Consider the following 21,884-nt stretch of genomic DNA (forward strand, 5'->3'; position numbering starts at 1 on the left):
TAACCTTTCATAAACATGAAGAAATATATCACATATTTTTACAAATAATTGATTATTTACAGAATCTTTACACATTCTATACACTCACATTAAAATTCTCTTCACATATTTGATATGATGAATTGGAAGATAACAATAGAAAAGGTGAGTCATATTGGAACAAAATCAAACTGTAACTTTAAACATCTTATTAACAAGCGATATACATGGCACTGTTTATCCTATTCACTACCAAGATAACTCCCCAGCAGAACTTGGTTTAGCTAAAATTTCTACTCTTATAAAAAAAGAACGTTCCCAAAATACAAACGTTCTTTTAATTGATAATGGCGACTTTATTCAAGGCACACCATTTACTTATCATTATGTTACATACGAAAAAAACAAAAAAAACCCAATGTCCTTATTAGCGAATTACTTACAGTATGACGCTGCAATTATCGGCAATCATGAATTTAATTACGGGATGGATATATTAAATAATGCTGTGACTACTGCGAACTTCCCGTACCTATCAGCAAACATTTTAGATAAAAACAGTAAAAAACCTTATTTCGGGAAACCATATGTAATAAAACATATTGAATCAAATATAAAAATTGCTATTTTAGGGGTGACAACGCATTACATTCCCAATTGGGAACAACCCCATCACATTAAAGATTTACTATTTGAAGATGCATTAAAGACTACAAAAGAATGGGTTTCTTACATTCGCAAACATGAGAAACCAGATTTACTAGTCGTAGCGTATCACGGGGGAGTTGAACGAGATTTACAAACCGGGGTACCGACTGAAGTGTTAACAGGAGAAAACCAAGGATATGCAATGTGCCATGAAATTGAAGGTATAGATCTTTTACTAACAGGTCATCAACACCGAGAAATTTCTCATACGATGGCTAACGGTGTAACAATTTTACAGACTGGATGCAATGGACACTCAGTTGGAAAAGTAAAAATAACATTCGAAAAAACAAAACATAAATGGGTGAAAAAAGAGAGTTCTTCTGAATTATTATCTGTACAAGGAGTTGAGGCGGACCAAGATGTACTTTCATTGGTAGCCGATTACGAAGAGAAAACACAAAAGTGGCTTGATCAACCTATTGGAATCATTCAGGGGGACATGCAAATTTCAGATGCTATGCAAACTCGTTTGCATGATCATCCTTTTATCGAATTCATAAATAAAATACAGATGAATATAGCTAATGTATCAATTTCTTGTACAAGTTTGTTCCATAATACATCTCCAGGTTTCCCTGAACATGTAACAATGCGTGATATCGTTTCTAATTATATTTATCCAAACACATTAAAAGTAATTAGAATAACTGGAGCAGATATAAAAGATGCTCTTGAACTCTCTGCTTCTTATTTCACATTAAAAACAGATGGATCAATCACCGTAAGTCCTATCTACATAGAACCAAAGCCACAACATTATAATTATGATATGTGGGAAGGGATTTCATACGTATTAAACATTTCAAAACCAATTGGTGAAAGAGTAGAATCTTTACAGCATAACAGTGCTCCTCTTAATATGAATGAAGAATATGACGTTGTAATGAATAATTATCGTGCAAGTGGCGGGGGAAATTTTTTTATGTTTCAAAACAAACCGGTAGTAAAAGATATACCCACAGATATGTCTGAACTTATCGCTAATTATATATTGGAACATAAAACGATAGAAGCAACTGTTAATAACAACTGGAAAGTTATTAAATAACGATTTTTACAAATAAAAAAGATGGGCTTCGCCCATCTTTTAATTTAATTTTGCATTATCTTGCTTTTTTAAAGCTTTTAATTTCGTCGGTGTAACATCTGTACCTTCTTCGTTAACAACTTTAATACCTTTAAGTTCGTTTAACATATTTTGACGAAATCCTTTTAAATATTGTTCACGTAGCGATTGACGCTCACGTTGCTCTTCTTCAGTTAAACCTTCAGCTTTTGCTTTTTTCGCTAAGAAGTTAATGCGTTCAACGAGTTCGTGATTAATCATCTCGAATCCCCCTTCTAATCAAAACTGATTATTATCATACAATAGTTACTCTTCTTTATCAAGCAATTGCTTCGTATACTCTACATATCTACGATGTACAGTCGCCTTTGAAACATTATGACCAAATCCACGTAATGTTGCTGCGATTTCTTCAAACGTGAGTTCACTTTTTCGCAAACGTACAATTTCCTCAATTGGCACTTCTTTTTTCTCTCTTCCTACACTTAAATGACGATTTTTTAAATTATTTTCTGGACGATAACCTTTTTCTACTGCACGTTGCATGCCTCGTTTAATTTTCAAGTTATGAATCTTTCTTTGATATTCTTCAACAATACCAATAATATCTAATACCATCGAATCAGAATCCGATAATTGTAATTCACCATTATGTGTATGCGTATATACTTTTATGCCTTCTTTATGTAAGCAATGCATTAATGCGATCTTCGCATTTCCTCTACCAAGGCGCGTTTCATCTTGTATAAGTAACACATCAATTTGTTCGTCTCGAATTGTATCCAACACCTCTAATATACCGTCACGTTCAATTGTATATCCACTAGCCTGCTCTTCAATCACCTTAGTAACATTCATTTGATAGCGCTCAGCTAAATGCAATAATTCATCTTTTTGACGTAACAATGATGTTTCTTGCGCTTCTTTCGTTGTACTCACACGTGCATAAATAATTGCATTCATTTTGAACCCCTCTTTCTCCCTATTATTTCCCTATAGTGTAACATAAATCCGCCATTTGTTCGAACTTATGTTTGTAGAATGTTTTTTCACATGTTATACTTATTAATAAGAAAAATGAAAGAAAACGAGGTGTTAGAAAACATGGAAAAGTTAACGAAACGCCAGCAAGACATTCTCGACTTTATTAAGCTAAAAGTACAAGAAAAAGGATATCCACCTTCCGTACGTGAAATTGGTCAAGCAGTCGGCCTCGCTTCTAGTTCTACAGTGCACGGACATTTATCACGATTAGAAGAAAAAGGATACATTCGACGCGATCCAACAAAACCACGTGCCATTGAAATTTTAGGCGAAGACCGAATGGATACGGAAACACAATCTGTTATTCAAGTTCCAATTGTCGGAAAAGTTACTGCTGGTTTACCAATTACGGCGGTCGAAAGCGTAGAGGAACATTTCCCACTTCCAGCTAGTATTGTTGCTGGAGCAGACCAAGTGTTCATGTTACGTATTTCTGGAGATAGTATGATTGAAGCTGGTATTTTCGATGGAGATTTAGTTGTTGTTCGCCAACAACAGTCTGCATATAATGGTGAAATTGTAGTCGCTTTAACAGAAGATAACGAAGCAACTGTTAAACGTTTCTATAAAGAAAAAGACCATTTCCGTCTACAACCAGAAAATTCTTCGTTAGAACCTATCATTTTAAAACAAGTGTCAGTTATCGGGAAAGTAATTGGCGTATATCGTGATTTACATTAAAAATAATAAAAAGAAGATAATTACCTTATTTACATACGGTAATTATCTTCTTTTTGTATTTTGATAGATTTCCATGCATTCTATTTCTTATTAACGAGTTTCAATTGTCACATCTCCAGCAGCCGTTTTACCGCTAATCTTTTTACTACCATTTCCAATTGTTACATTTTTATTTTCTTCATTAAAAATTGTTACATCTCCCGCAGCACTTTGCCCAGTAATTACCGCATCTTGTGGTTTTTCCGATAAAGTAATATCTATATCTCCCGCAGTTGAACTTGCTTCTAGATTATACTTAGAATCATGATCTTGAATATTTATTTCCCCACTTGTTGTTTTTGCGGTCACTTTCCCTAATACCTTCTTAAAGTTCACCTCACCAGCTTTTGTCGATCCCTCCACATTCTTAGCCGTTACTTGTTTCAACTCTACTTCTCCAGCAAGTGTTCTAACACTTACGCTATCACTTTTCACATCACTCATTTCGATTTGTCCAGCAGATGAATTTACTTTTACATCTTGGTAAGAGCGTTCGGGCACAAGGAGAGTCAATTTAGACGTTTGAAACCTAAAATCGTAAAAAGAAAAATCAAATGAAGCACCTTTTTCTCTTTCCCCAATAACTTTTAATGTGTCACCATCTTCTGCGATACGAATCTCTTGTTTACGTACATCTCCCGATTGCTTTACATAAAAAGAAGAGTCAGGAGATTTTTGGACAATAATATCCCCGGCATCTAACTTAACTTCTATATTTTTTAATGTTTCGTTTTTAATTACATTTTCTTTATCGCCTTTTTCAGCAGTCTGTACTGCTTTTTCATATGTTTGGGAAATTCCTATTACTCCAATAATGATACAAGCGATAGCGATTAAAAATAGTTTTTTCATCATTTACTCTCCTTTTATCATTTTGAAGTTCCATATTACATATCGTACACACAATCTCTTAAACCACTTTGTACTATAAAAAGCGATAATACATAACAATAAACCTACTCCAACAAACGTTATACTAACGAAAAGATCCAACCATATAAAAGTACCCATAAATACTTTTCCAATAACGAAAAATGGTGTTACTACACTAGCAATACCACCGATCCAAAAAGAAAATATAAAAGCAATAATTGCGACTAACGGGCCTAACACAATAATAAAATTAAACAAACTAAGTCCAATCGCTGCCATAACAGCTCTTGTCACATTTGAAGTCGATGGATTTTTTTTCATTTCATCAAAGCGATACATCGCAAGTAATTCTTTCGCGATTACTTTCGGAGAACCAAGGCCCTGTATTATTTCCGATTCAGTTTTCCCTTCTTCTAGTCCAAACTGAAAGTGCTCTTCATAATCCAATAAAATATCTTGCCTCTCTTCCTCTGGTAACTTTCTAAGATAACTTGATAATTCTTTAAGAAACCCTTCTTTACTCATCCCATTCCACCCCTTCAATAATTTCTTGTACCCCTTTCGCAAAATCACGCCATTCTGTTACTAACAAATGAAATTGCGTCTCCCCTTGCTCTGTTAATTGATAATATTTACGAGGTGGCCCTTCCGTAGATTCCTTTAAATACGTTTGAAAATACCCTTCTTTCGTCAAACGACGTAATAAAGGGTATACTGACCCTTCCGATATTAAAAATTTATTAGAAATTTGCTGAACAAGTTCATAACCGTAACTATCTTTACGTTTTACAAGTGCTAATACACAAAGTTCAAGCACACCTTTTTTAAACTGAACGTTCAAGCGCCATCCTCCTTCCCTATCTCAGTACTGTTCAATACACGGTACCTAATTTATCCATAATATACCACTTAGTATTATTTATTGCAAGGTACTAAGCTATATTTATTCCCTAAATTTAGAAAATGAACTAACGAAATTCTGAATAAGACTGCGTTATAACTGAGCAGCATTCAAGGTTTCATTTCATTTACATTAATATTAAACTTCATTCACTCTTTCCTCTTGAAGAATCCACCACACCTTATTCACTATAGCTAATGAGAAAAAGCCCCAATACTTATCGGTATTAGGGCTTTTTCTCATTATTACATATTAATCGAATTCCTATTTGAGAACCTGCATACGTGACAAATACTTTAATACCATATTTTATTTCTCATCATCGTTCCCCAAGATTTTTCGCTTAACATCTGATAAATCCTTCGACAACGAACTAAATGCTTTTGCTTGTTCTTCAATGACCTGTTGATTTTTTTCAATAACTTTTTGATATTGTTCTTCGCGCTGTTCATTCTTTTTTTGCGTAGTAAACAGCATCCATACAAATAAAGCTGCGAATGCTCCTTGTTGAATCATTGAATTGAAGATTTGTTCTTCCATCGTTCTCATCTCCTTTTCAAAAATTAAAGAGAATCATACGAGTGATCCTACTCTCATATCCTTATCTCACATTAAAATGTTCTTCTTTTACCCATGTGTTTTGCCCAATATCGATATAACCATCTTTTCTTGCAAAAATTCCATATGGATAAGATCCATCTACATTTCCTTTATAATTTCCATTTGGACCGTCATATGTGTTAATGCCATAACCTGCTGGATATTTTGAATAAGCATGAAACCACTCTACTTCAAAGTGCTCTTCTTTCGCCCATGCTTCCCAACCTAGGCACAACATTTTTTCATTTCCACCATACCAAGCAGCATCTATAATTAAATATGGCATTTTTGTATTAATGACATTACCTGTGAACTAAGCATCTTTTCCAGGGCCACTATATAAATTGATACCCGATCCTTCTGGGTATTTAGACGTTGCAATTCCTAGTCCTTTTGGTTGTAGTGGTTTATTATTATCTTTGTTAAATGCTTTGTTTATCTTCTCAATGAATTGATCCACTCTTCCTTCATCGAGCATTCGGTGTGGGCAATGCTTTCCACTCCACGATTTATGTGTACGTACGTTACTAATCGGTATATTGAATTGTTTCATTAGCTGAGCAATAACAATTGCTGCATTATCTTCTGCTTTATAATATCTATCTCCACCGCTTAAAGAGTAACAAATTTCAACCCCGATAGATTTACGATTACCATTCCCGTTACCATCACCGGCATGCCAAGCATTACGATCAAACGGAATACCTTGCACTGCTTCTTTGTCGTCTACTGCAACATGAAACGACACTGAATTATTATTTCCAATCATATACGATATCTCATTTTCTGCTGATGCATCATTGTACGTATTATGTACTGTAATGAATTCTGGTGTCATTGTATTGGGACACTTTATACTATATTTACTTGGATCCACTAATTTTCTTCTAATTTCCATTACTGAACATCTCCTTTTTCTTTTATTTTTTATCATGTAAAATTCCATTGAATTATTAAGTCCATCTAGAAATTAAATGCTCATACATGCCGCATTTTATATAATGGGTTATAATCCTCATATTCAAAAAGGAAAAAGAGCAACTTTTACATCAGTTGCTCTTTCAAAACTTCCACTCTATATTCCGCCCAGCATTTTACAGATATTACTCTCATCTCAAGAGGTATGATAACAAGTTTTTTCATCCTACTTAATACGTGCAGATTTAAAGATATTATCTTACATTAAAATGCTCTTCTTGTACCCATGTATTTTGTCCAATATCGATATAACCATCTTTTCTTGCAAAAATTCCATATGGATAAGATCCATCTACATTTCCTTTATAATTTCCATTTGGACCGTCATATGTGTTAATGCCATAACCTGCTGGATATTTTGAATAAGCATGAAACCACTCTACTTCAAAGTGCTCTTCTTTCGCCCATGCTTCCCAACCTAGGCACAACATTTTTTCATTTCCACCATACCAAGCAGCATCTATAATTAAATATGGCATTTTTGTATTAATGACATTACCTGTGAACCAAGCATCTTTTCCAGGGCCACTATATAAATTGATACCCGATCCTTCTGGGTATTTAGACGTTGCAATGCCTAATCTTTTTGGTTGTAGTGGTTTATTAGAAGGATCAGTTGTACCACCACCTTCTCCTTTTCCTAAGTAATCTAATGGATTCACAGCATTACTCTTATTAACGTTCCAAGACCCTTTATGCAATTCAAAATGCAAGTGTTGACCACTAGAATCCCCTGTGTTCCCCATAATCCCAATAGTTTGTCCTTGTGTAACAGAATCACCTTCTTTTACTGTTCGAGAACCACTACGCATATGGGCATATACCGTTTCCCATGTAATCCCATCAATAGTGTGCACAATCATAATACATTCACCATAACTGGATGAAACATAAGAACGACTAACTCGTCCACTAGCCGCTGCATAAATTGGATGATAGCCCGATTCAGCAAGGTCTATCCCATGATGATCTGGTCTGCTCCCCCTAAAACCACTTGTTACTCTCGTTGTATCTGTTGGATAAATAAATTTTGCCATAATAATCTTCCTTTCTATTTATAAGTAATATAAAAAGGCACTTAAAAAAGCACCTTTTATAAGATTTTTTCTTAATGTTCAAATTTAATATTTATAATCAAAGAAAAAGAGATCCTTTGTTATTACCTTACATTAAAATGTTCTTCTTTTACCCATGTATTTTGTCCAATATCGATATAACCATCTTTTCTCGCAAAAACGCCATATGGATAAGATCCATCTACATTTCCTTTATAATTTCCATTTGGACCATCATATGTGTTAATACCATAACCTGCTGGATATTTTGAATAAGCATGGAACCACTGCACTTCAAAGTGTTCTTCTTTTGCCCATGCTTCCCAACCTAGGCACAACATTTTTTCATTTCCACCATACCAAGCAGCATCTATAATTAAATATGGCATTTTTGTATTAATGACATTACCTGTGAACCAAGCATCTTTTCCAGGACCACTATATAAATTGATACCCGATCCTTCTGGGTATTTAGACGTTGCAATTCCTAGTCCTTTTGGTTGTAATGGCTTATTATCACCGCCACCATTTCCTCCATCAAAATCCACATATTGCTTAACAATTTCAGAGTAGAAGAAATTCCCTCCATTTTTATATCGATAGCCACCATTGTAAGCAACAGCGATAGGGTTACTATATTTCACCATAGCACCAGTCGTATTTCCAAGTGATGGCGCAACAACCGTTTTAGAATACTGATCTGCCACCGGTAATGAATGTTGTTTATTGTTAGAAGCTAACCAGCGAAGGTAAGCTCGTCCAAAATTATATGATTGAACAATGGCACTTAAATCTGTAATGCCATTTTTCTTTGCATCATCAAAAGCTCCTTTTAGATGCTTTACTCCATAATAAATTGAATCTTTAGGATTTTTAATTGTATTCATCGCCCAACCTTGTGATTCACTGGACTGCATAATATCAGGTGTTGTTTCAGAGTTTCCTCCACTCTCCACCATAATAATCCCAAGTACATAGGGAACTAATTCAGACACACCTTGTGCTGAACATTCACTTTCTACCATTGATTGCCAACGTAACACTTGTTGTGGCAGATTCTTTGTTTTAACTGAAGCAGCTAATAAACTCATCATTAAACATCTCCTTATTTTTCTATTATTTTCGCCTGTAAAACTACTACTTTACTAAATATAACTAGAAGCTAAAGACCCATTAATCCATCAAATCACTTCATGTTACTCACCTTCTTTCACAACAAAAAGAGCAACCATAAAAATAGTTGCCCTTTCGTCGAAATCTTATATTACTACTATAAATCACTTTTTCAATACTTTCTGTACACTGCATGTATCCTACAAAAAGGTAACACTAAAATCCATCTAAAAACTTGACAATCTTCCTTATTTCAGCGTGTTTTCGGCGTATATAGCCTGTACTATAATGTAATTCAAACGCAATTTGTTCTAAAGTCATCCCATCAACATATTTCATTTTAAGTATTTGATGATCCAGTCCTGTAAACTTATTAATCAAAAGCCTTAAATCATACTCTTCATTCATCTTATAAGCTAATTCATATTCAATTGCCTCAATCCGTCCTTCTACCTTAGCCCCTTCCGATTCAGCGGTTAATCGTACATTTTGCAAATCACCGCTAATCCAACGCTTCAATTCGGCTTTTGATTTGTCTAAGTTGTATTCTAAATAAGCAATTTCTTCTTCTAACTTCTTATAATCTTTGAGCCACTCGAACACTTACTGATTCACCCACTTCCATTCCTTTTACAAAGTCTCTTAATACTAATTTAATAGAATGAATATGCTTATTAGCTTTTTCAATCTTTATTACTTGTAAATCATCTTTCATTTTATAAACACAACCCTTCCCTAACATTTTTTATCCTCTATTGATCAGTTCATTATCTTTAGAATTTCGATATTTTTAATTAATTCCTGAATCCTATTGAAAAGACTTCTAACAGTCCCCATAGAAATTTAAGAAATAAACTGAAATTACAAATCGTTCATACTTGATCCAAGCATTCACTACTATTTTTATAATACTGTTCACTATGCATCGGGAATCTTTGAAGAATATAAATGCATTATTATTTTATTAAGATAATATATTTTAAAATAACAAAATCATCTAACGGTTTTCCTTATGACTTATATTTATTTAACACTTCTTGTAATCTCTCACGCTCTTCATCAATAGACTGTACAGTTTTTCTTTCCTCTTCTAGATTTGTTGATTCATCATCTTTATATAACCAATTGGGTACAATCTCTTTTCTATTTGAATACTTCCTACCTGTCCCTTTATATTTCTTTTTCTTACTCATTTCGAAACACCTATCTAGTATGGCCACATCAACTAATGTTTTAACTTCTTTCTCCTTCCAATTCCTCAATATAGCCTTAATGTAGTTCCATCTTGGTGCATTCTCATCAACAGCTTTATTAATTGCATGCTGAATTAACTCATCACTAAACAAATTACAAAAATCCCCCAACTCTGCAATTGCAATTTCACTTAACGGAATGCCCATCCCCTTAATAAAGTTACAACTTACTTTAACCCTCTCATTGATGAATACACGAGAGTCTAATTTATCCATATCATCATAATGATTAGTATTTCGTTTATTAGTATTTAGTCTATTAGTATTTAGTAGTTTCTGATTTTCCTCATATGGCTTTACCACATCTTGGTTTTCCACTTGTGGCATGTTCCTTTGTGGCGTTTCGTAAATTTCCGTATCCCACCTTGTAATTTTTTTCGTATTCCCATCACGAACAGGATAACGTTTTACATAACCTAATTCTTTTAATTCCTTAAAACCTGTACGGAGCGAATCTTCTCCATCCTTAGCATGTCGAGCTAATTCGCTAATATGAAAAGTCCAATCGTCTGGTAATGTAAGCGCATAGGCTAAGATTCCTTTCGCTTTCCATGACAACCTTTCATCTTTTAAACCAGTATTATTTATAACGGAATAATTACTATCTTTTTTTACTCGAATAATCCCCATACTAGCCACCTCATAAATTCTCAAAAACGGTATTCAATGTTATACTTATCTAGAGATATTTTTTCTTATAGAATCCGCTGCAACGGATTCTTTTCTTATGCATTCATTCAAAACAATCATGCTATCCATATCTATTTTCTTCTAAACCTCTCTTATTCCTCAATTTCAACATCCACTTGAATTTCGATATTCATTGGAATTTCTTGTGTTATACGAATCACATTTTGACTCATTCCTTTTTGAATAAGCTTTCTAACCTGCTCTTTTGCATCTTCTTTTGTTTTAAATTCACTGACAGTTGGTAACCCTGCTAAACTACTAGTAATTACTAAAATCTTTCTTTGCATGTTCTTTCCTCCTACTGAATGTCTGCCATATTTATTTGTGAGTTTTTAACTGTAATTTCTTCATTTAAAACAGTTGGAATTGAATATTCTTCATTAATAATTTGTATTGCTCTATCCAAATGATAACGTTTAATAGCTTTATAACTATTCACACCAAATTCCCGATGTAACTGACTATAAATATCTCTATATAACTTCCTTCTAAGACCGATATCCTGATAAGAATTTGAATTTTTACCTCCCAATAACATAATACCTAACCTTTTTACAGCCCTTGTTATCTCTTCACACTCGATAGCATAAAGCGGAGTATTTTCTCGCACCCCCTTCACCTCAGACTTTATTTCTTGTATCTCCTGAGTATGTCCTTCTAACGCAGCAAATGTTAACTTTAAAACCCCCATTGGATCCTTTGGCACATTTTGTTGATTTTGTATATACTGCTTCATTCGTTTGAACTCTTTCATAAATTTAATTTTCATTCCAACCGCTTCTCTACTGTTATATCCCATAACAAGTAACGTGAATGCTTCTTCTGTTAAATCATATTTAGAGGTTCGCCTGTTCTTTGAATTAACATAAGTGGACTCGTGAAAATTTTCTCCCCCAAACTCTTCACCTACATATACAATTTGTTTTCGAACTTCCTTCAAAACGTCGAAGTGATTTTTTTTGAATATCTTCGCAATTACCAAACTATCCGTTACTACTTTTCCATTAACTTCAAATACTAATGAACTATGTACTGATGAGTCAGTTAATTGCCCCATCCTCATCTCCTCCTCACTACTAATTTTGAACTATCTTTATTGCATTGAGATAATTTAGCACTACACATAATTCGTTACTTTCTTTTTACAGATTAACTAATTATCGTAATTTAAATTAAATACTTTGATATGAACCCTCTTATTAAAGTATCATTCAATAATTCGCTTATAGCATTACATTTTAAGTAAATCTCCTCCGATTTCAATTCGCTTCGTTTTCTTCAAATTCAAAAAGATATTCCAAACTATGTTCTGGAAAAAAAGTTTTCTTAATTTCAAAAGCTTCATCATAATAAAAACGAAATTTACCATTTATTTTGTCGCTCACTGTTGCGTGGCGAAGTTTCAGATGCGAAGAAATTTGTGTAATCATAATTCTTTTTCTCGCCATCTCTGCACGCAAATTCGGATACATTGACTCACCACCTGTTTTTTTGTACGATATTGCGTTCATTTCCATTTAAATATAAACTCAATTCCGTATTTAGTCAACAAAAAAACGCATTTAAATACTCAATTTCGTATATTGTTCTATTTACTAACAAATTTAGTTAGGTTATGATATATACAGGAATACGCAATATCGTATACATTTTAATACGAAAGATGGTGAAAGTAATGAAAAAAGCAGAGGTTGTAACACGCCTAATAAAAGAAGCTGGCTATAGTAAAAGAGCCTTCGCCGAAAAAATAGGTCTCCCCCCCACAACACTGCAATCCATGTTATCAAGAGGGATTGGTAAAGCATCTGTTGATAATGTCATAAAAGTTTGTAAGGGATTAGGAATCACTACTGATGATTTAGAAAGACTCGCAACACAAGAGGGCAATACTGTTAAAGAAGAAGTTTCTATTTATGAAACCATCCAAAACGATCAATCAAACATTATTTACATTCCTATCATTGGTTCTGTAGCAGCCGGTACACCAATACTCGCTGAAGAAAATATCGAAGGCTATTTACCCATGCTAAGTACATTTTTAAACAAGCGTAAAAAGTATTTTTATCTTACTGTAAAAGGCACTAGCATGAATCTCGAATTCCCTGATGGTTCTTATGTTTTAGTAGAGGAAACTCCTTATGTTGAAAACGGACAAATTGCTGTTGTAAAAGTCAATGGTTATGATGCTACCGTGAAAAAGATTTCAAAATCTGGAAGCATCATTACTTTAATACCATTGAGTAATGACCCTATCCACGAACCAAAAACTTACGACCTTTCAGCTGAAGATGTAAAAATCATTGGTCGCGTTGTACAGGCAGTAAAGAATTATTAAGTTATAGCACAAGTGATTTAAAAAAAGATAAAATCAATTCTTTTGAAAAGATTTTCTTAGTAACATGATTTAAAATAACCAAAAACAATCCATTATCTAGTAGTTAATATATCCAATAACTTCACTAAAAAAGCCCTGATACCGTAGTATCAAGGCTTTTTTATTTCACAAATTATATAAAACTTACGTTTATCTGATAATGTTTTTCTATGATATCACTACTTGTTATTAATTCGTGGCTTTTATGTGGCTGTTTTTCATTTTATAACCACATAAAAGTGTAATAATTGGGAATTAAAAAACCCTTGATACGAGTTGTATCAAGGGTTCAATCCTCTTAGTATAGAGACATATATTGATCGCGTTCCCATTGGTGAACTTGCGTTCTAAAGATATCCCACTCAATCTCTTTCGCTTCGATGAAGTGCTCAAGTAAGTGTTCTCCTAGTGCACCGCATACTACTTCATTAGATTGTAATGTAACTAATGCTTGCGCTAATGTTGCTGGTAAGTCAACAATACCTGCTTCTTCGCGCTCTTCTTTTGTCATTACATAGATGTTACGATCTACTGCTGCTGGTGGAGTTAATTTGTTTTTAATTCCATCAAGACCTGCAGCTAATAATGTAGCCATTACTAAATATGGGTTTGCAGCTGGGTCAACACTACGTACTTCTACGCGTGTACTAATACCACGAGATGCAGGGATACGCACTAACGGGCTACGGTTTTGTGCAGACCATGCTACGTAACAAGGCGCTTCATATCCAGGTACTAGACGTTTGTATGAGTTTACAGTTGGGTTTGCTATCGCCGTAAATGCTGGTGCATGTTTTAAAATACCTGCGATGAAGTGACGAGCATCATCACTTAATTGTAAGTCACCGTTTGCATCAAAGAATACGTTCTCACCATTTTTAAATAATGATAAGTTACAGTGCATACCTGAACCGTTCACACCGTATAGTGGTTTTGGCATAAACGTTGCATGTAGACCATGTTTACGAGCAATTGTTTTTACAACAAGTTTGAATGTTTGAATGTCATCACATGAGCGAATTGCATTTGCATATTTAAAGTCAATTTCGTGCTGCCCTGGAGCAACCTCATGGTGAGATGCTTCAATTTCAAATCCCATTTCTTCAAGTTCAAGAACGATATCACGACGACAGTTTTCCCCTAGATCCATCGGCGCAAGGTCGAAGTATCCACCGTTATCGTTTAGTTCTAATGTTGGATTTCCTTTTTCATCAACCTTAAATAGGAAGAATTCTGGCTCTGGTCCAAGATTGAAGTCTGAAAATCCTAAAGCTTCCATTTCTTTTAACACACGTTTTAAGTTGTTACGTGGGTCTCCATCAAATGGAGTGCCATCTGCATTGTAAATATCACAGATTAGTCGAGCTACTTTACCTTTTTCAGCTGTCCAAGGGAAAATTACCCAAGTGTCTAAATCAGGATATAAATACATATCAGATTCTTCAATACGTACGAAACCTTCAATCGAAGATCCATCAAACATCATTTTGTTATCAAGAGCTTTCGTTAATTGTCTCACTGGAATCTCTACGTTTTTAATTACCCCTAAAAGGTCCGTAAATTGTAAACGGATATACTTTACATTCTCTTCTTTCGCCAAACGGAAAATATCTTCTTTTGTGTATCTAGACATTATAAATTCCTCCTTAGTCCCTCTAATCGCCTTCAGAATCAGTTATCTTTAGTGAAAAAATCTTGAAATGTCACCTTGTCGCAATGAAGTTCGATTGAATCTACCTGTATGTTGTAGTTCGTCTCGAAGTATTTTGCGAAGCTCAGTTTTTGAAATTTCTTTCGTTTCTTCTTTTACTTTCACTGCTTCTGTTTGATTTTCTTTCATTAGTAACACTTGTTTAATACCAGCCATATTCAAGCCTTGATCTAACAAATCTTTAATTTCTAACAACTTATCTACATCGTTAAATGAAAATAATCTACGATTCCCCTTTGTACGGGTTGGAGAAACAAGATTATGCTCTTCATAGTAGCGAATTTGACGTGCAGACAATTGTGTTAAATCCATAACAATACCAATAGGAAACAGCGGGGCAGAACGTCTATCTTCTTTCATTTTTCAGTTCCTCCTTCGCCTTAACTGCTTCTCATTTTATACTATGTTATGTTTAGTGTCAATAGATGTTAGCTTTTCTTACATGATTTTTTATAAATTTTTTCATGAATTTTTTCACTCTTTTTTCTAATCGCATAAATCATTACTTTTATACGAAAAAAGCTGCCGAAATCGACAGCTTCCCTTTAAGAAATTGTTAATAAATTCTTTTCAATCAATTCGTCAATCGCAGAACAAATCGCAATTTTAACATGCGAATACGTTAAGCCACCTTGCACATACGCAACATATGGCGGTCTAATTGGACCATCAGCAGACAATTCAATACTTGCACCTTGAATAAATGTTCCCGCAGCCATAATTACATCATCTTCATAACCTGGCATATAGTTTGCATACGGAGTAAAATGCGAATTAATTGGAGATGCATATTGAATCGCTTGGCAGAAGGCAATCATACGGTCTTTATCATCAAATTGAACAGATTGAATTAAGTCTGTTCTTGGTGCATTCCACGCTGGTGACGTGTTCATTCCTAACTTTTCTAAAAACGCAGCTGTAAAAATTGCACCTTTCAGCGCTTGTCCTGCAACATGTGGCGCTAAGAAGAACCCTTGATACATTTCTTGCAGACTGTATAAAGACGCTCCAGCTTCAGCGCCAATTCCCGGAGATGTTAAACGATATGCACACGCTTCAACATACTGTTCTTTCCCGACAATATAACCACCAGTTTTAACAATTCCGCCGCCCGGGTTTTTAATAAGCGAACCCGCCATTAAATCTGCACCAACATGACATGGCTCTTGCTCTTCAATAAACTCGCCATAACAGTTATCTACAAACACAACAACATCAGGTTTAATTTCTTTAACAAACGCGATCATCTCTTTAATTTGAGAAATAGTAAACGACGGACGAGTAGCATAACCTTTCGAGCGCTGAATACCGATCATTTTCGTATTATTATGAATCGCTGCTGCAACAGCCTCAAAATCAACAAGCCCAGCTTCAGTTAGCGGAACTGCATTGTAACCGATATTATATTCTTTAAATGAACCTACACCTTTCCCACGTACACCAACAATTTCTTCTAACGTATCATACGGTTTCCCAGTGATATACAATAACTCATCTCCGGGGCGTAAAATACCAAATAACGCTGTAGAGATAGCGTGAGTACCTGAAATAATTTGCGGACGAACAAGTCCAGCTTCCGCCCCAAATACATCAGCATATACTTTTTCTAACGTATCACGGCCAATATCATCATAACCATAACCTGTTGTCGGGATAAAATGCGAGTCACTAATTTTATGTTTACGAAAACTTTCTAATACACGAAACTGATTGCTTTCAATTACTTCATCCGCACGTTTATGTACTTCTGTAATCTGACTCTCTACTTCTTTTACGATTGGAGCAATTTTTTCTCCATTTTTCAAACGATCAAACATTTTTATTGTCTCCTTCTTCCACTAAAAATCTCTTTAATTGCACATTAAGTGATGAATGAGCAAAAATATACCCTGCACAATCATATACAAATTTATCTTCTAGAAACTCCATCTTTGCTAATAGAGTTTCCGTCTTTAAAAGCGTTAACAACTTACCTTCACTCGGAGGGATTTCCACTCGATAACGATCCATTTCTTTCTTCATCTTCGTTTCTATCGCTTCTTTTATACGCAATAAATCACTTTCTTCAAAAGCACTAGTCATTAAGAAATCACTTTTCGGAAACGGAATAAAGTTTTGATGTAATTCATCTTTTTTATTATATAACGTAATAACAGGAATATGGTTAATTTCAAGTTCTGATAATAATCTTTTTACTGTTTTTTCATGCCCTATGTAGTTAGGATCCGCGGAATCAACTACATGTAAAATGGCATCTGCTTCCCCCGCTTCTTCCAGTGTTGAACGAAATGCAGCGATTAATGAAGTGGGTAAATCTTGTATAAAACCAACAGTATCAGTTAGTAATACTGTATAACCAGAAGGTAACGGCATCTTCCTTGTCGTTGGGTCTAATGTTGCAAACAGAAGGTTTTCTTCAAACGTATCAGCTTCCGTTAATCTATTAAACAGTGTCGATTTCCCTGCATTTGTATACCCTATTAATGACACTTGAAATACTTTATTATCTTTTCTTCTCTCACGATATCTTTTTCGATGTTCCACAACAACTGCAAGTTGTTTCTTTATTTCATCAATACGCGATCGAATATGACGACGATCCGTCTCTAATTTCGTCTCACCCGGTCCTCTTGTTCCAATACCACCACCAAGACGTGATAAGGACAATCCTTGCCCCATAAGACGCGGCATTGTATATTGCAACTGAGCTAATTCTACTTGAAGCTTACCTTCCCTCGACTTCGCACGTTGCGCAAAAATATCCAGTATTAGTTGCGTTCGATCAATTACTCTCGCATCTAATACTGAGGATAAATTCCGAATTTGACTCGGCGTTAATTCATTATTAAATACAATAACATCCGGCTCTAACTCTTCAGTTAACATTGTAAGCTCTTCTAATTTCCCTTTACCTATGTAAGTTGCCGGATGAAACTTTGGTCGTTTTTGCGTTGTTGACACTAACAATTCTGCTCGTGCAGTCTTCGCTAGTGATGCAAGCTCTTTCATGGAATGCATAAATTTTTCATCATCATCTTGTGGCAATTGACAGCCTACTAATATGACTTTTTCTTTTTCTTCCATCAAATATGTTCACTCATCCTTTTCGAAATTTAAACCTTCTAATATAATAGCAGAGGAAGCACATTTCATCTAGTTAGCGGGGGAGAAAATTCATGGCATGGGAGATTTTTAGCATCATAGGCACAATCGCTTTCGCACTAAGCGGAGCCATTGTTGCAATGGAAGAGGATTATGATATTTTCGGGGTGTATATTTTAGGAATGGCAACCGCATTTGGGGGAGGTGCCCTTCGTAATTTATTAATCGGTTATCCGATTGTCGCGTTTTGGCAACAAGACATGTTATTCCAAATCGCACTTTTATCAATGACTATTATTTTTCTTTTTCCAAATAAGTTAATTAGACATTGGAAAAAGTGGGAAAATATCACTGACGCTATTGGCTTATCGGCATTTGCTGTACAAGGAGCATTATATGCCCAAAAATTAAATTTACCAATTAGCGCCACAATTGTAGCAGCTGTTTTAACTGGTATCGGCGGCGGTATCATTCGCGATCTTTTAGCCCGCAGAAAACCTCTCGTTCTTCGAGCTGAAGTATATGCCTTTTGGACAATTTTAGCAGGTTTCTTAATTGGAGCTCAAATTATTGTTAGCGATTGGGCTCTTTACATTCTATTCATTTTAATTGTTTGCTTCCGCATGGTTTCTATTCATTACAAATGGCATTTACCGCACAGACGTATCGAAACGAAAGAGCGTTCAATGCATAAATAGCACTCTAACCTCTTTACATATCGTAAAGAGGTTTTTCTTTTCTAACGATTTTTTCTTTATATAATGTTTATACTAATTTTTAAAGTGAGGTGAATACAAATGACAAACCACGTTAATAAAGGAGCTCAAAAAAGCTCAGTAAATCAATTTGGACACGATCCTAATTCAGCACACGAAAAGAGCGCTAAAATGGAACACTTCCATAAAACACACCAAGAAAAAGCCAAAAAAGAGTAAACGAACTTATACACAAAAATCGACGCACAGTTTATGTACTGTGCGTCTCCTCTTCGAGCATCAAATCCATACTCGATATTCCAATTAAATCATTTTTATCATATGCATCTTCTTGCAACAACCGCATCGCCTGTGTACGAATTGATTTTTCAACAATATTCCGTACATACCGCCCATTACTAAACGATGTAATTTGCGACGAATACTTCACCGCATGTAAATGATCCCTAAATTTCCATTCAGCTTCTTTTGATAACTGATATTCACGATCTTCATACATTCTCTTCCCAATTTCCAATAGCTGATTTACCGAGTAATCCGCAAATTCAATAATAAATGGAAAACGAGATTGCAGCCCTGGATTTAATGAAAGAAAGTGATTCATTTCTCTTGAATATCCAGCTAAAATCAATACAAAACCATGTTGTTTATCTTCCATATGTTTTACAAGCGTATCAATTGCTTCTTTTCCAAAATCCTTCTCTCCTCCTCGAGCTAAAGAATACGCCTCATCAATAAACAAAATACCTCCCATTGCTTTTTTTATTAAATCTCTTGTTTTTTGAGCTGTATGGCCGATGTACTCTCCTACAAGATCAGCACGTTCAGCTTCAACCAAGTGCCCTTTTGATAGAATATTCATCTCAAACAGCAATTTTCCTATCATTCTAGCAACAGTTGTCTTCCCTGTACCCGGATTCCCTTTAAACAGCATATGAAGTACTTGCTTCTCAGACTTCAATCCCTTCTCTTGTCTTTTTTTATTCACATAAATCCAAGCATATATTTCTTTTATTATCTTTTTTATATCATCCATCCCAACAAGCTTCCCCATCTCTTCTTCAATTCTCTGCAGCATTTCATGTTTAATTGCAGTTTCATTTGAAATTACCGTTTTATTTTCTGCGGCTGGCAAAGAAATTTTCTTTCGATGGTTTAACACAATATTAATTTGATTGTTGTTTTTCTTTCGCATCGATTGTTCCATACAATCACCTCATTTTATCCACTCACCAAATATTATTATTCCTGTCCCCCTTGTAAATGCCTATTTTCAGAAAAGTTTGCTATAATATAAGAAATAATTAAGGTGGTGGGACTATGGAGACAACGGAATTCCATGATACAATACAAGCCTTTTCTATTTTTTTATTGAATAAAGGCCGAAAACCCTCAACTATTAAACGTTATGTTTATGACGTTGAAGACTTCGGACATTGGTTAGAAAAAAACAAAAAGCTCCCTTCCAGTAATATATGGGCTACACTTTGTACAAAAGACTACGAAGATTACTTTTCCGATTTAAAAACGAATCGACATTACTCAGAAAAAACGATGCATCGTGTATTTATTGTACTAAATAGAATGCATCATTTTCTAAACATCCCTAATCCATTGAAGAATATGGAAATATCCATTCAACCAGACCGTACACTTCGTAACGAAGATTTCATTTCACCTGATGAAGAAAAAAGATTAAAGTATATAGTCACTTCATTAGAAGGACTTTCAGAAAAACAACTTCCTGTGCGCCCTTTATTAATGGCTCGCAATATCGCTATTTTAAATCTATTGATCGACTACGGTTTATCCTTACAGGAACTTACAGCATTAACAATGCATCACGTTCACTTTGAAACTAACACATTGTCAATCCCAGCAACCGCAGGTGTAGAAAGAACAATTACATTAGCAAAAGAAGACAAAAAACAACTATATAATTATTACAAAAGCATCCCAGAACCAGTTCGCCCTAAATACCATAGTGATGATCCATTATTTGTCGCATTCGATTTTAACCGCGGAACATACAGGTGGGTATATGAAAATGATGCACCAAAGGCATTAACGGAAATTGCTATACAAAAAATGATTCGCCTCGAAGTGGCTAGAGCCAATTTACGTAAAGGAATTTCAGGACAACATTTTCGTAACACCTATATTTTAAACTTAATAAAAAAAGAAACTCCTGAATCAGAAATTATAAAACTCGCTGGATTCAAATCAAAAATTTCATTAAAGCGATATTATCAATACGCAGAAAATAGAAAAAACGCCTTATTGTAAGGTGTTTTTTCTATTTTTTCTTTAAACAAACGATTTTACTATGACCATTTAACTAATTTCTGCATCTACTATGATGAGTTTCGTTCACATTTTCGTGAGAAAGGAGAGATTTAATGTCTCGTTATAACGACAATCAAAACAAATTCTCCAAACCATGCTTTCCAAGTAGCGCCGGACGAATCCCAAATACTCCATCAATCCCAATTACTAAAGCTCAACTTAGAACATTTCGTGCGATTATTATTGACTTAACAAAAATAATCCCAAAACTTTTCGCCAATCCATCTCCCCAAAATATTGAAGATCTAATCGATACATTGAACCTACTAAGTAAATTTATTTGTTCACTAGACGCTACTTCCTCCCTGAAAGCACAAGGGTTAGCTATTATTAAAAACTTAATAACTATATTAAGAAATCCAACCTTTGTAGCAAGCGCTGTATTTATTGAGCTTCAAAATCTCATTAACTATTTACTATACATTACAAAATTATTCCGAATTGACCCTTGCACACTTCAAGAGCTCCTTAAATTAATAGCAGCATTACAAACTGCTCTAGTTAATTCTGCTTCGTTCATCCAAGGACCTACCGGACCTACTGGACCAGCAGGCGCTACTGGTGCCACTGGACCTCAGGGACCCCAAGGCAACACAGGCGCTACCGGCAATACGGGCGCTCAAGGACCTGCGGGGGCTACTGGGGCTACTGG

Annotated in this window: 26 protein-coding genes and 1 pseudogene; 7 read left to right on the forward strand and 20 right to left on the reverse strand. The window is 34.8% G+C overall.

The genetic code is table 11. The annotated features are described in order from the left end of the window. Positions 1–154 precede the first annotated feature (154 nt). The gene (locus BAQ53_RS17235; RefSeq protein ID WP_061884495.1) at positions 155–1,738 is read left to right on the forward strand and encodes a bifunctional metallophosphatase/5'-nucleotidase; all 1,584 of its coding nucleotides are present in this window, start codon (positions 155–157) and stop codon (positions 1,736–1,738) included. A 39-nt stretch (positions 1,739–1,777) separates the two neighbouring features. Here BAQ53_RS17235 and BAQ53_RS17240 read toward each other — a convergent pair whose 3' ends face one another. After that, complete coding sequence (locus BAQ53_RS17240; RefSeq protein ID WP_000607015.1) at positions 1,778–2,017, reverse strand: DUF896 domain-containing protein; 240 nt, start codon at positions 2,015–2,017, stop codon at positions 1,778–1,780. A 45-nt stretch (positions 2,018–2,062) separates the two neighbouring features. Then, positions 2,063–2,719 (reverse strand): YneB family resolvase-like protein, encoded by a 657-nt coding sequence (locus tag BAQ53_RS17245; protein WP_000991471.1) that lies wholly within the window; start codon positions 2,717–2,719, stop codon positions 2,063–2,065. A gap of 141 nt (positions 2,720–2,860) precedes the next feature. On the opposite strand from BAQ53_RS17245, the gene lexA reads away from it, so the two are divergent. Next, positions 2,861–3,481 carry a transcriptional repressor LexA gene (lexA, locus tag BAQ53_RS17250; protein WP_000413738.1) on the forward strand — a complete coding sequence of 207 codons (621 nt, stop codon included), beginning with the start codon at positions 2,861–2,863 and terminating at the stop codon, positions 3,479–3,481. A 90-nt stretch (positions 3,482–3,571) separates the two neighbouring features. Here the strand turns inward: lexA and BAQ53_RS17255 are convergent, their stop codons facing one another. The 13 genes and pseudogenes from BAQ53_RS17255 to BAQ53_RS17315 form a co-directional block, all read right to left on the reverse strand. Further along, the gene (locus tag BAQ53_RS17255; protein ID WP_000976239.1) at positions 3,572–4,375 is read right to left on the reverse strand and encodes a DUF4097 family beta strand repeat-containing protein; all 804 of its coding nucleotides are present in this window, start codon (positions 4,373–4,375) and stop codon (positions 3,572–3,574) included. Beyond that, positions 4,376–4,918 carry a DUF1700 domain-containing protein gene (locus BAQ53_RS17260; protein ID WP_000031383.1) on the reverse strand — a complete coding sequence of 181 codons (543 nt, stop codon included), beginning with the start codon at positions 4,916–4,918 and terminating at the stop codon, positions 4,376–4,378. It lies immediately after the preceding gene. Beyond that, positions 4,911–5,234 (reverse strand): PadR family transcriptional regulator, encoded by a 324-nt coding sequence (locus BAQ53_RS17265; protein WP_001102628.1) that lies wholly within the window; start codon positions 5,232–5,234, stop codon positions 4,911–4,913. The genes BAQ53_RS17260 and BAQ53_RS17265 overlap by 8 nt, the downstream gene beginning before the upstream one ends. Before the next feature lie 369 nt (positions 5,235–5,603). Further along, positions 5,604–5,834, reverse strand: a complete 231-nt coding sequence (locus BAQ53_RS17270; protein WP_000392444.1) for a BhlA/UviB family holin-like peptide — start codon at positions 5,832–5,834, stop codon at positions 5,604–5,606. Positions 5,835–5,895: 61 nt separating this feature from the next. Continuing rightward, positions 5,896–6,792 (reverse strand): annotated as a pseudogene (locus BAQ53_RS17275) (peptidoglycan recognition protein family protein). A gap of 274 nt (positions 6,793–7,066) precedes the next feature. Next, positions 7,067–7,909, reverse strand: a complete 843-nt coding sequence (locus BAQ53_RS17280; RefSeq protein WP_208906076.1) for a M23 family metallopeptidase — start codon at positions 7,907–7,909, stop codon at positions 7,067–7,069. 122 nt (positions 7,910–8,031) lie between these two features. Beyond that, positions 8,032–9,018 carry a lysozyme family protein gene (locus BAQ53_RS17285; RefSeq protein ID WP_033690184.1) on the reverse strand — a complete coding sequence of 329 codons (987 nt, stop codon included), beginning with the start codon at positions 9,016–9,018 and terminating at the stop codon, positions 8,032–8,034. Between the two features lie 238 nt (positions 9,019–9,256). After that, positions 9,257–9,643, reverse strand: coding sequence for a DUF1492 domain-containing protein (locus tag BAQ53_RS17290; RefSeq protein WP_000464427.1), 387 nt, complete (start codon positions 9,641–9,643; stop codon positions 9,257–9,259). Then, a complete protein-coding gene (locus tag BAQ53_RS17295; RefSeq protein ID WP_000900734.1) occupies positions 9,618–9,782 on the reverse strand; it encodes a hypothetical protein in 165 nt (54 codons plus the stop codon). Before BAQ53_RS17295 ends, BAQ53_RS17290 begins: the two co-directional genes overlap by 26 nt. Before the next feature lie 268 nt (positions 9,783–10,050). Beyond that, positions 10,051–10,923, reverse strand: coding sequence for a DnaD domain protein (locus tag BAQ53_RS17300; protein ID WP_208906078.1), 873 nt, complete (start codon positions 10,921–10,923; stop codon positions 10,051–10,053). A 152-nt stretch (positions 10,924–11,075) separates the two neighbouring features. Continuing rightward, positions 11,076–11,270 carry a hypothetical protein gene (locus BAQ53_RS17305; protein ID WP_208906080.1) on the reverse strand — a complete coding sequence of 65 codons (195 nt, stop codon included), beginning with the start codon at positions 11,268–11,270 and terminating at the stop codon, positions 11,076–11,078. Between the two features lie 11 nt (positions 11,271–11,281). Next, the gene (locus tag BAQ53_RS17310; RefSeq protein WP_208906088.1) at positions 11,282–12,040 is read right to left on the reverse strand and encodes an ORF6C domain-containing protein; all 759 of its coding nucleotides are present in this window, start codon (positions 12,038–12,040) and stop codon (positions 11,282–11,284) included. A 202-nt stretch (positions 12,041–12,242) separates the two neighbouring features. Next, a complete protein-coding gene (locus BAQ53_RS17315) occupies positions 12,243–12,455 on the reverse strand; it encodes a hypothetical protein (RefSeq protein ID WP_000283431.1) in 213 nt (70 codons plus the stop codon). A gap of 203 nt (positions 12,456–12,658) precedes the next feature. On the opposite strand from BAQ53_RS17315, the gene BAQ53_RS17320 reads away from it, so the two are divergent. Beyond that, entirely contained in the window at positions 12,659–13,318 is a 660-nt protein-coding gene (locus tag BAQ53_RS17320) for a LexA family protein (protein WP_000708857.1), read from the forward strand. A gap of 337 nt (positions 13,319–13,655) precedes the next feature. On the opposite strand, the gene glnA is transcribed toward BAQ53_RS17320, so the two are convergent. The 4 genes from glnA to hflX all read right to left on the reverse strand — a co-directional run bounded on the left by glnA (position 13,656) and on the right by hflX (position 18,152). Further along, positions 13,656–14,990, reverse strand: coding sequence for a type I glutamate--ammonia ligase (gene glnA / locus BAQ53_RS17325; RefSeq protein WP_000092763.1), 1,335 nt, complete (start codon positions 14,988–14,990; stop codon positions 13,656–13,658). Between the two features lie 48 nt (positions 14,991–15,038). Continuing rightward, positions 15,039–15,428: a transcriptional repressor GlnR gene (glnR, locus tag BAQ53_RS17330; RefSeq protein ID WP_000656783.1), complete on the reverse strand. Its 390-nt coding sequence runs from the start codon at positions 15,426–15,428 to the stop codon at positions 15,039–15,041. Positions 15,429–15,613: 185 nt separating this feature from the next. Beyond that, positions 15,614–16,885, reverse strand: coding sequence for a methionine gamma-lyase family protein (locus BAQ53_RS17335; protein WP_000460290.1), 1,272 nt, complete (start codon positions 16,883–16,885; stop codon positions 15,614–15,616). Continuing rightward, positions 16,878–18,152: a GTPase HflX gene (hflX, locus tag BAQ53_RS17340; protein WP_208906098.1), complete on the reverse strand. Its 1,275-nt coding sequence runs from the start codon at positions 18,150–18,152 to the stop codon at positions 16,878–16,880. Before hflX ends, BAQ53_RS17335 begins: the two co-directional genes overlap by 8 nt. Positions 18,153–18,244: 92 nt before the next feature. Here hflX and BAQ53_RS17345 point away from each other — a divergent pair, with 92 nt between their 5' ends. Then, positions 18,245–18,868, forward strand: a complete 624-nt coding sequence (locus BAQ53_RS17345) for a trimeric intracellular cation channel family protein (RefSeq protein WP_000312267.1) — start codon at positions 18,245–18,247, stop codon at positions 18,866–18,868. A gap of 99 nt (positions 18,869–18,967) precedes the next feature. Continuing rightward, positions 18,968–19,105 (forward strand): hypothetical protein, encoded by a 138-nt coding sequence (locus BAQ53_RS17350; protein ID WP_000181501.1) that lies wholly within the window; start codon positions 18,968–18,970, stop codon positions 19,103–19,105. A gap of 31 nt (positions 19,106–19,136) precedes the next feature. Here the strand turns inward: BAQ53_RS17350 and spoVK are convergent, their stop codons facing one another. Beyond that, positions 19,137–20,093, reverse strand: coding sequence for a stage V sporulation protein K (gene spoVK / locus BAQ53_RS17355; protein ID WP_000438174.1), 957 nt, complete (start codon positions 20,091–20,093; stop codon positions 19,137–19,139). Between the two features lie 113 nt (positions 20,094–20,206). On the opposite strand from spoVK, the gene BAQ53_RS17360 reads away from it, so the two are divergent. Then, the gene (locus BAQ53_RS17360; RefSeq protein ID WP_000450324.1) at positions 20,207–21,172 is read left to right on the forward strand and encodes a tyrosine-type recombinase/integrase; all 966 of its coding nucleotides are present in this window, start codon (positions 20,207–20,209) and stop codon (positions 21,170–21,172) included. A gap of 113 nt (positions 21,173–21,285) precedes the next feature. Continuing rightward, positions 21,286–21,884 (forward strand): collagen-like protein (locus tag BAQ53_RS26290; RefSeq protein WP_244161477.1); only part of this gene is annotated, 599 nt, incomplete at its 3' end.

This window comes from Bacillus sp. B25(2016b), assembly GCF_001679765.1.
Classification (GTDB): domain Bacteria; phylum Bacillota; class Bacilli; order Bacillales; family Bacillaceae_G; genus Bacillus_A; species Bacillus_A thuringiensis_K.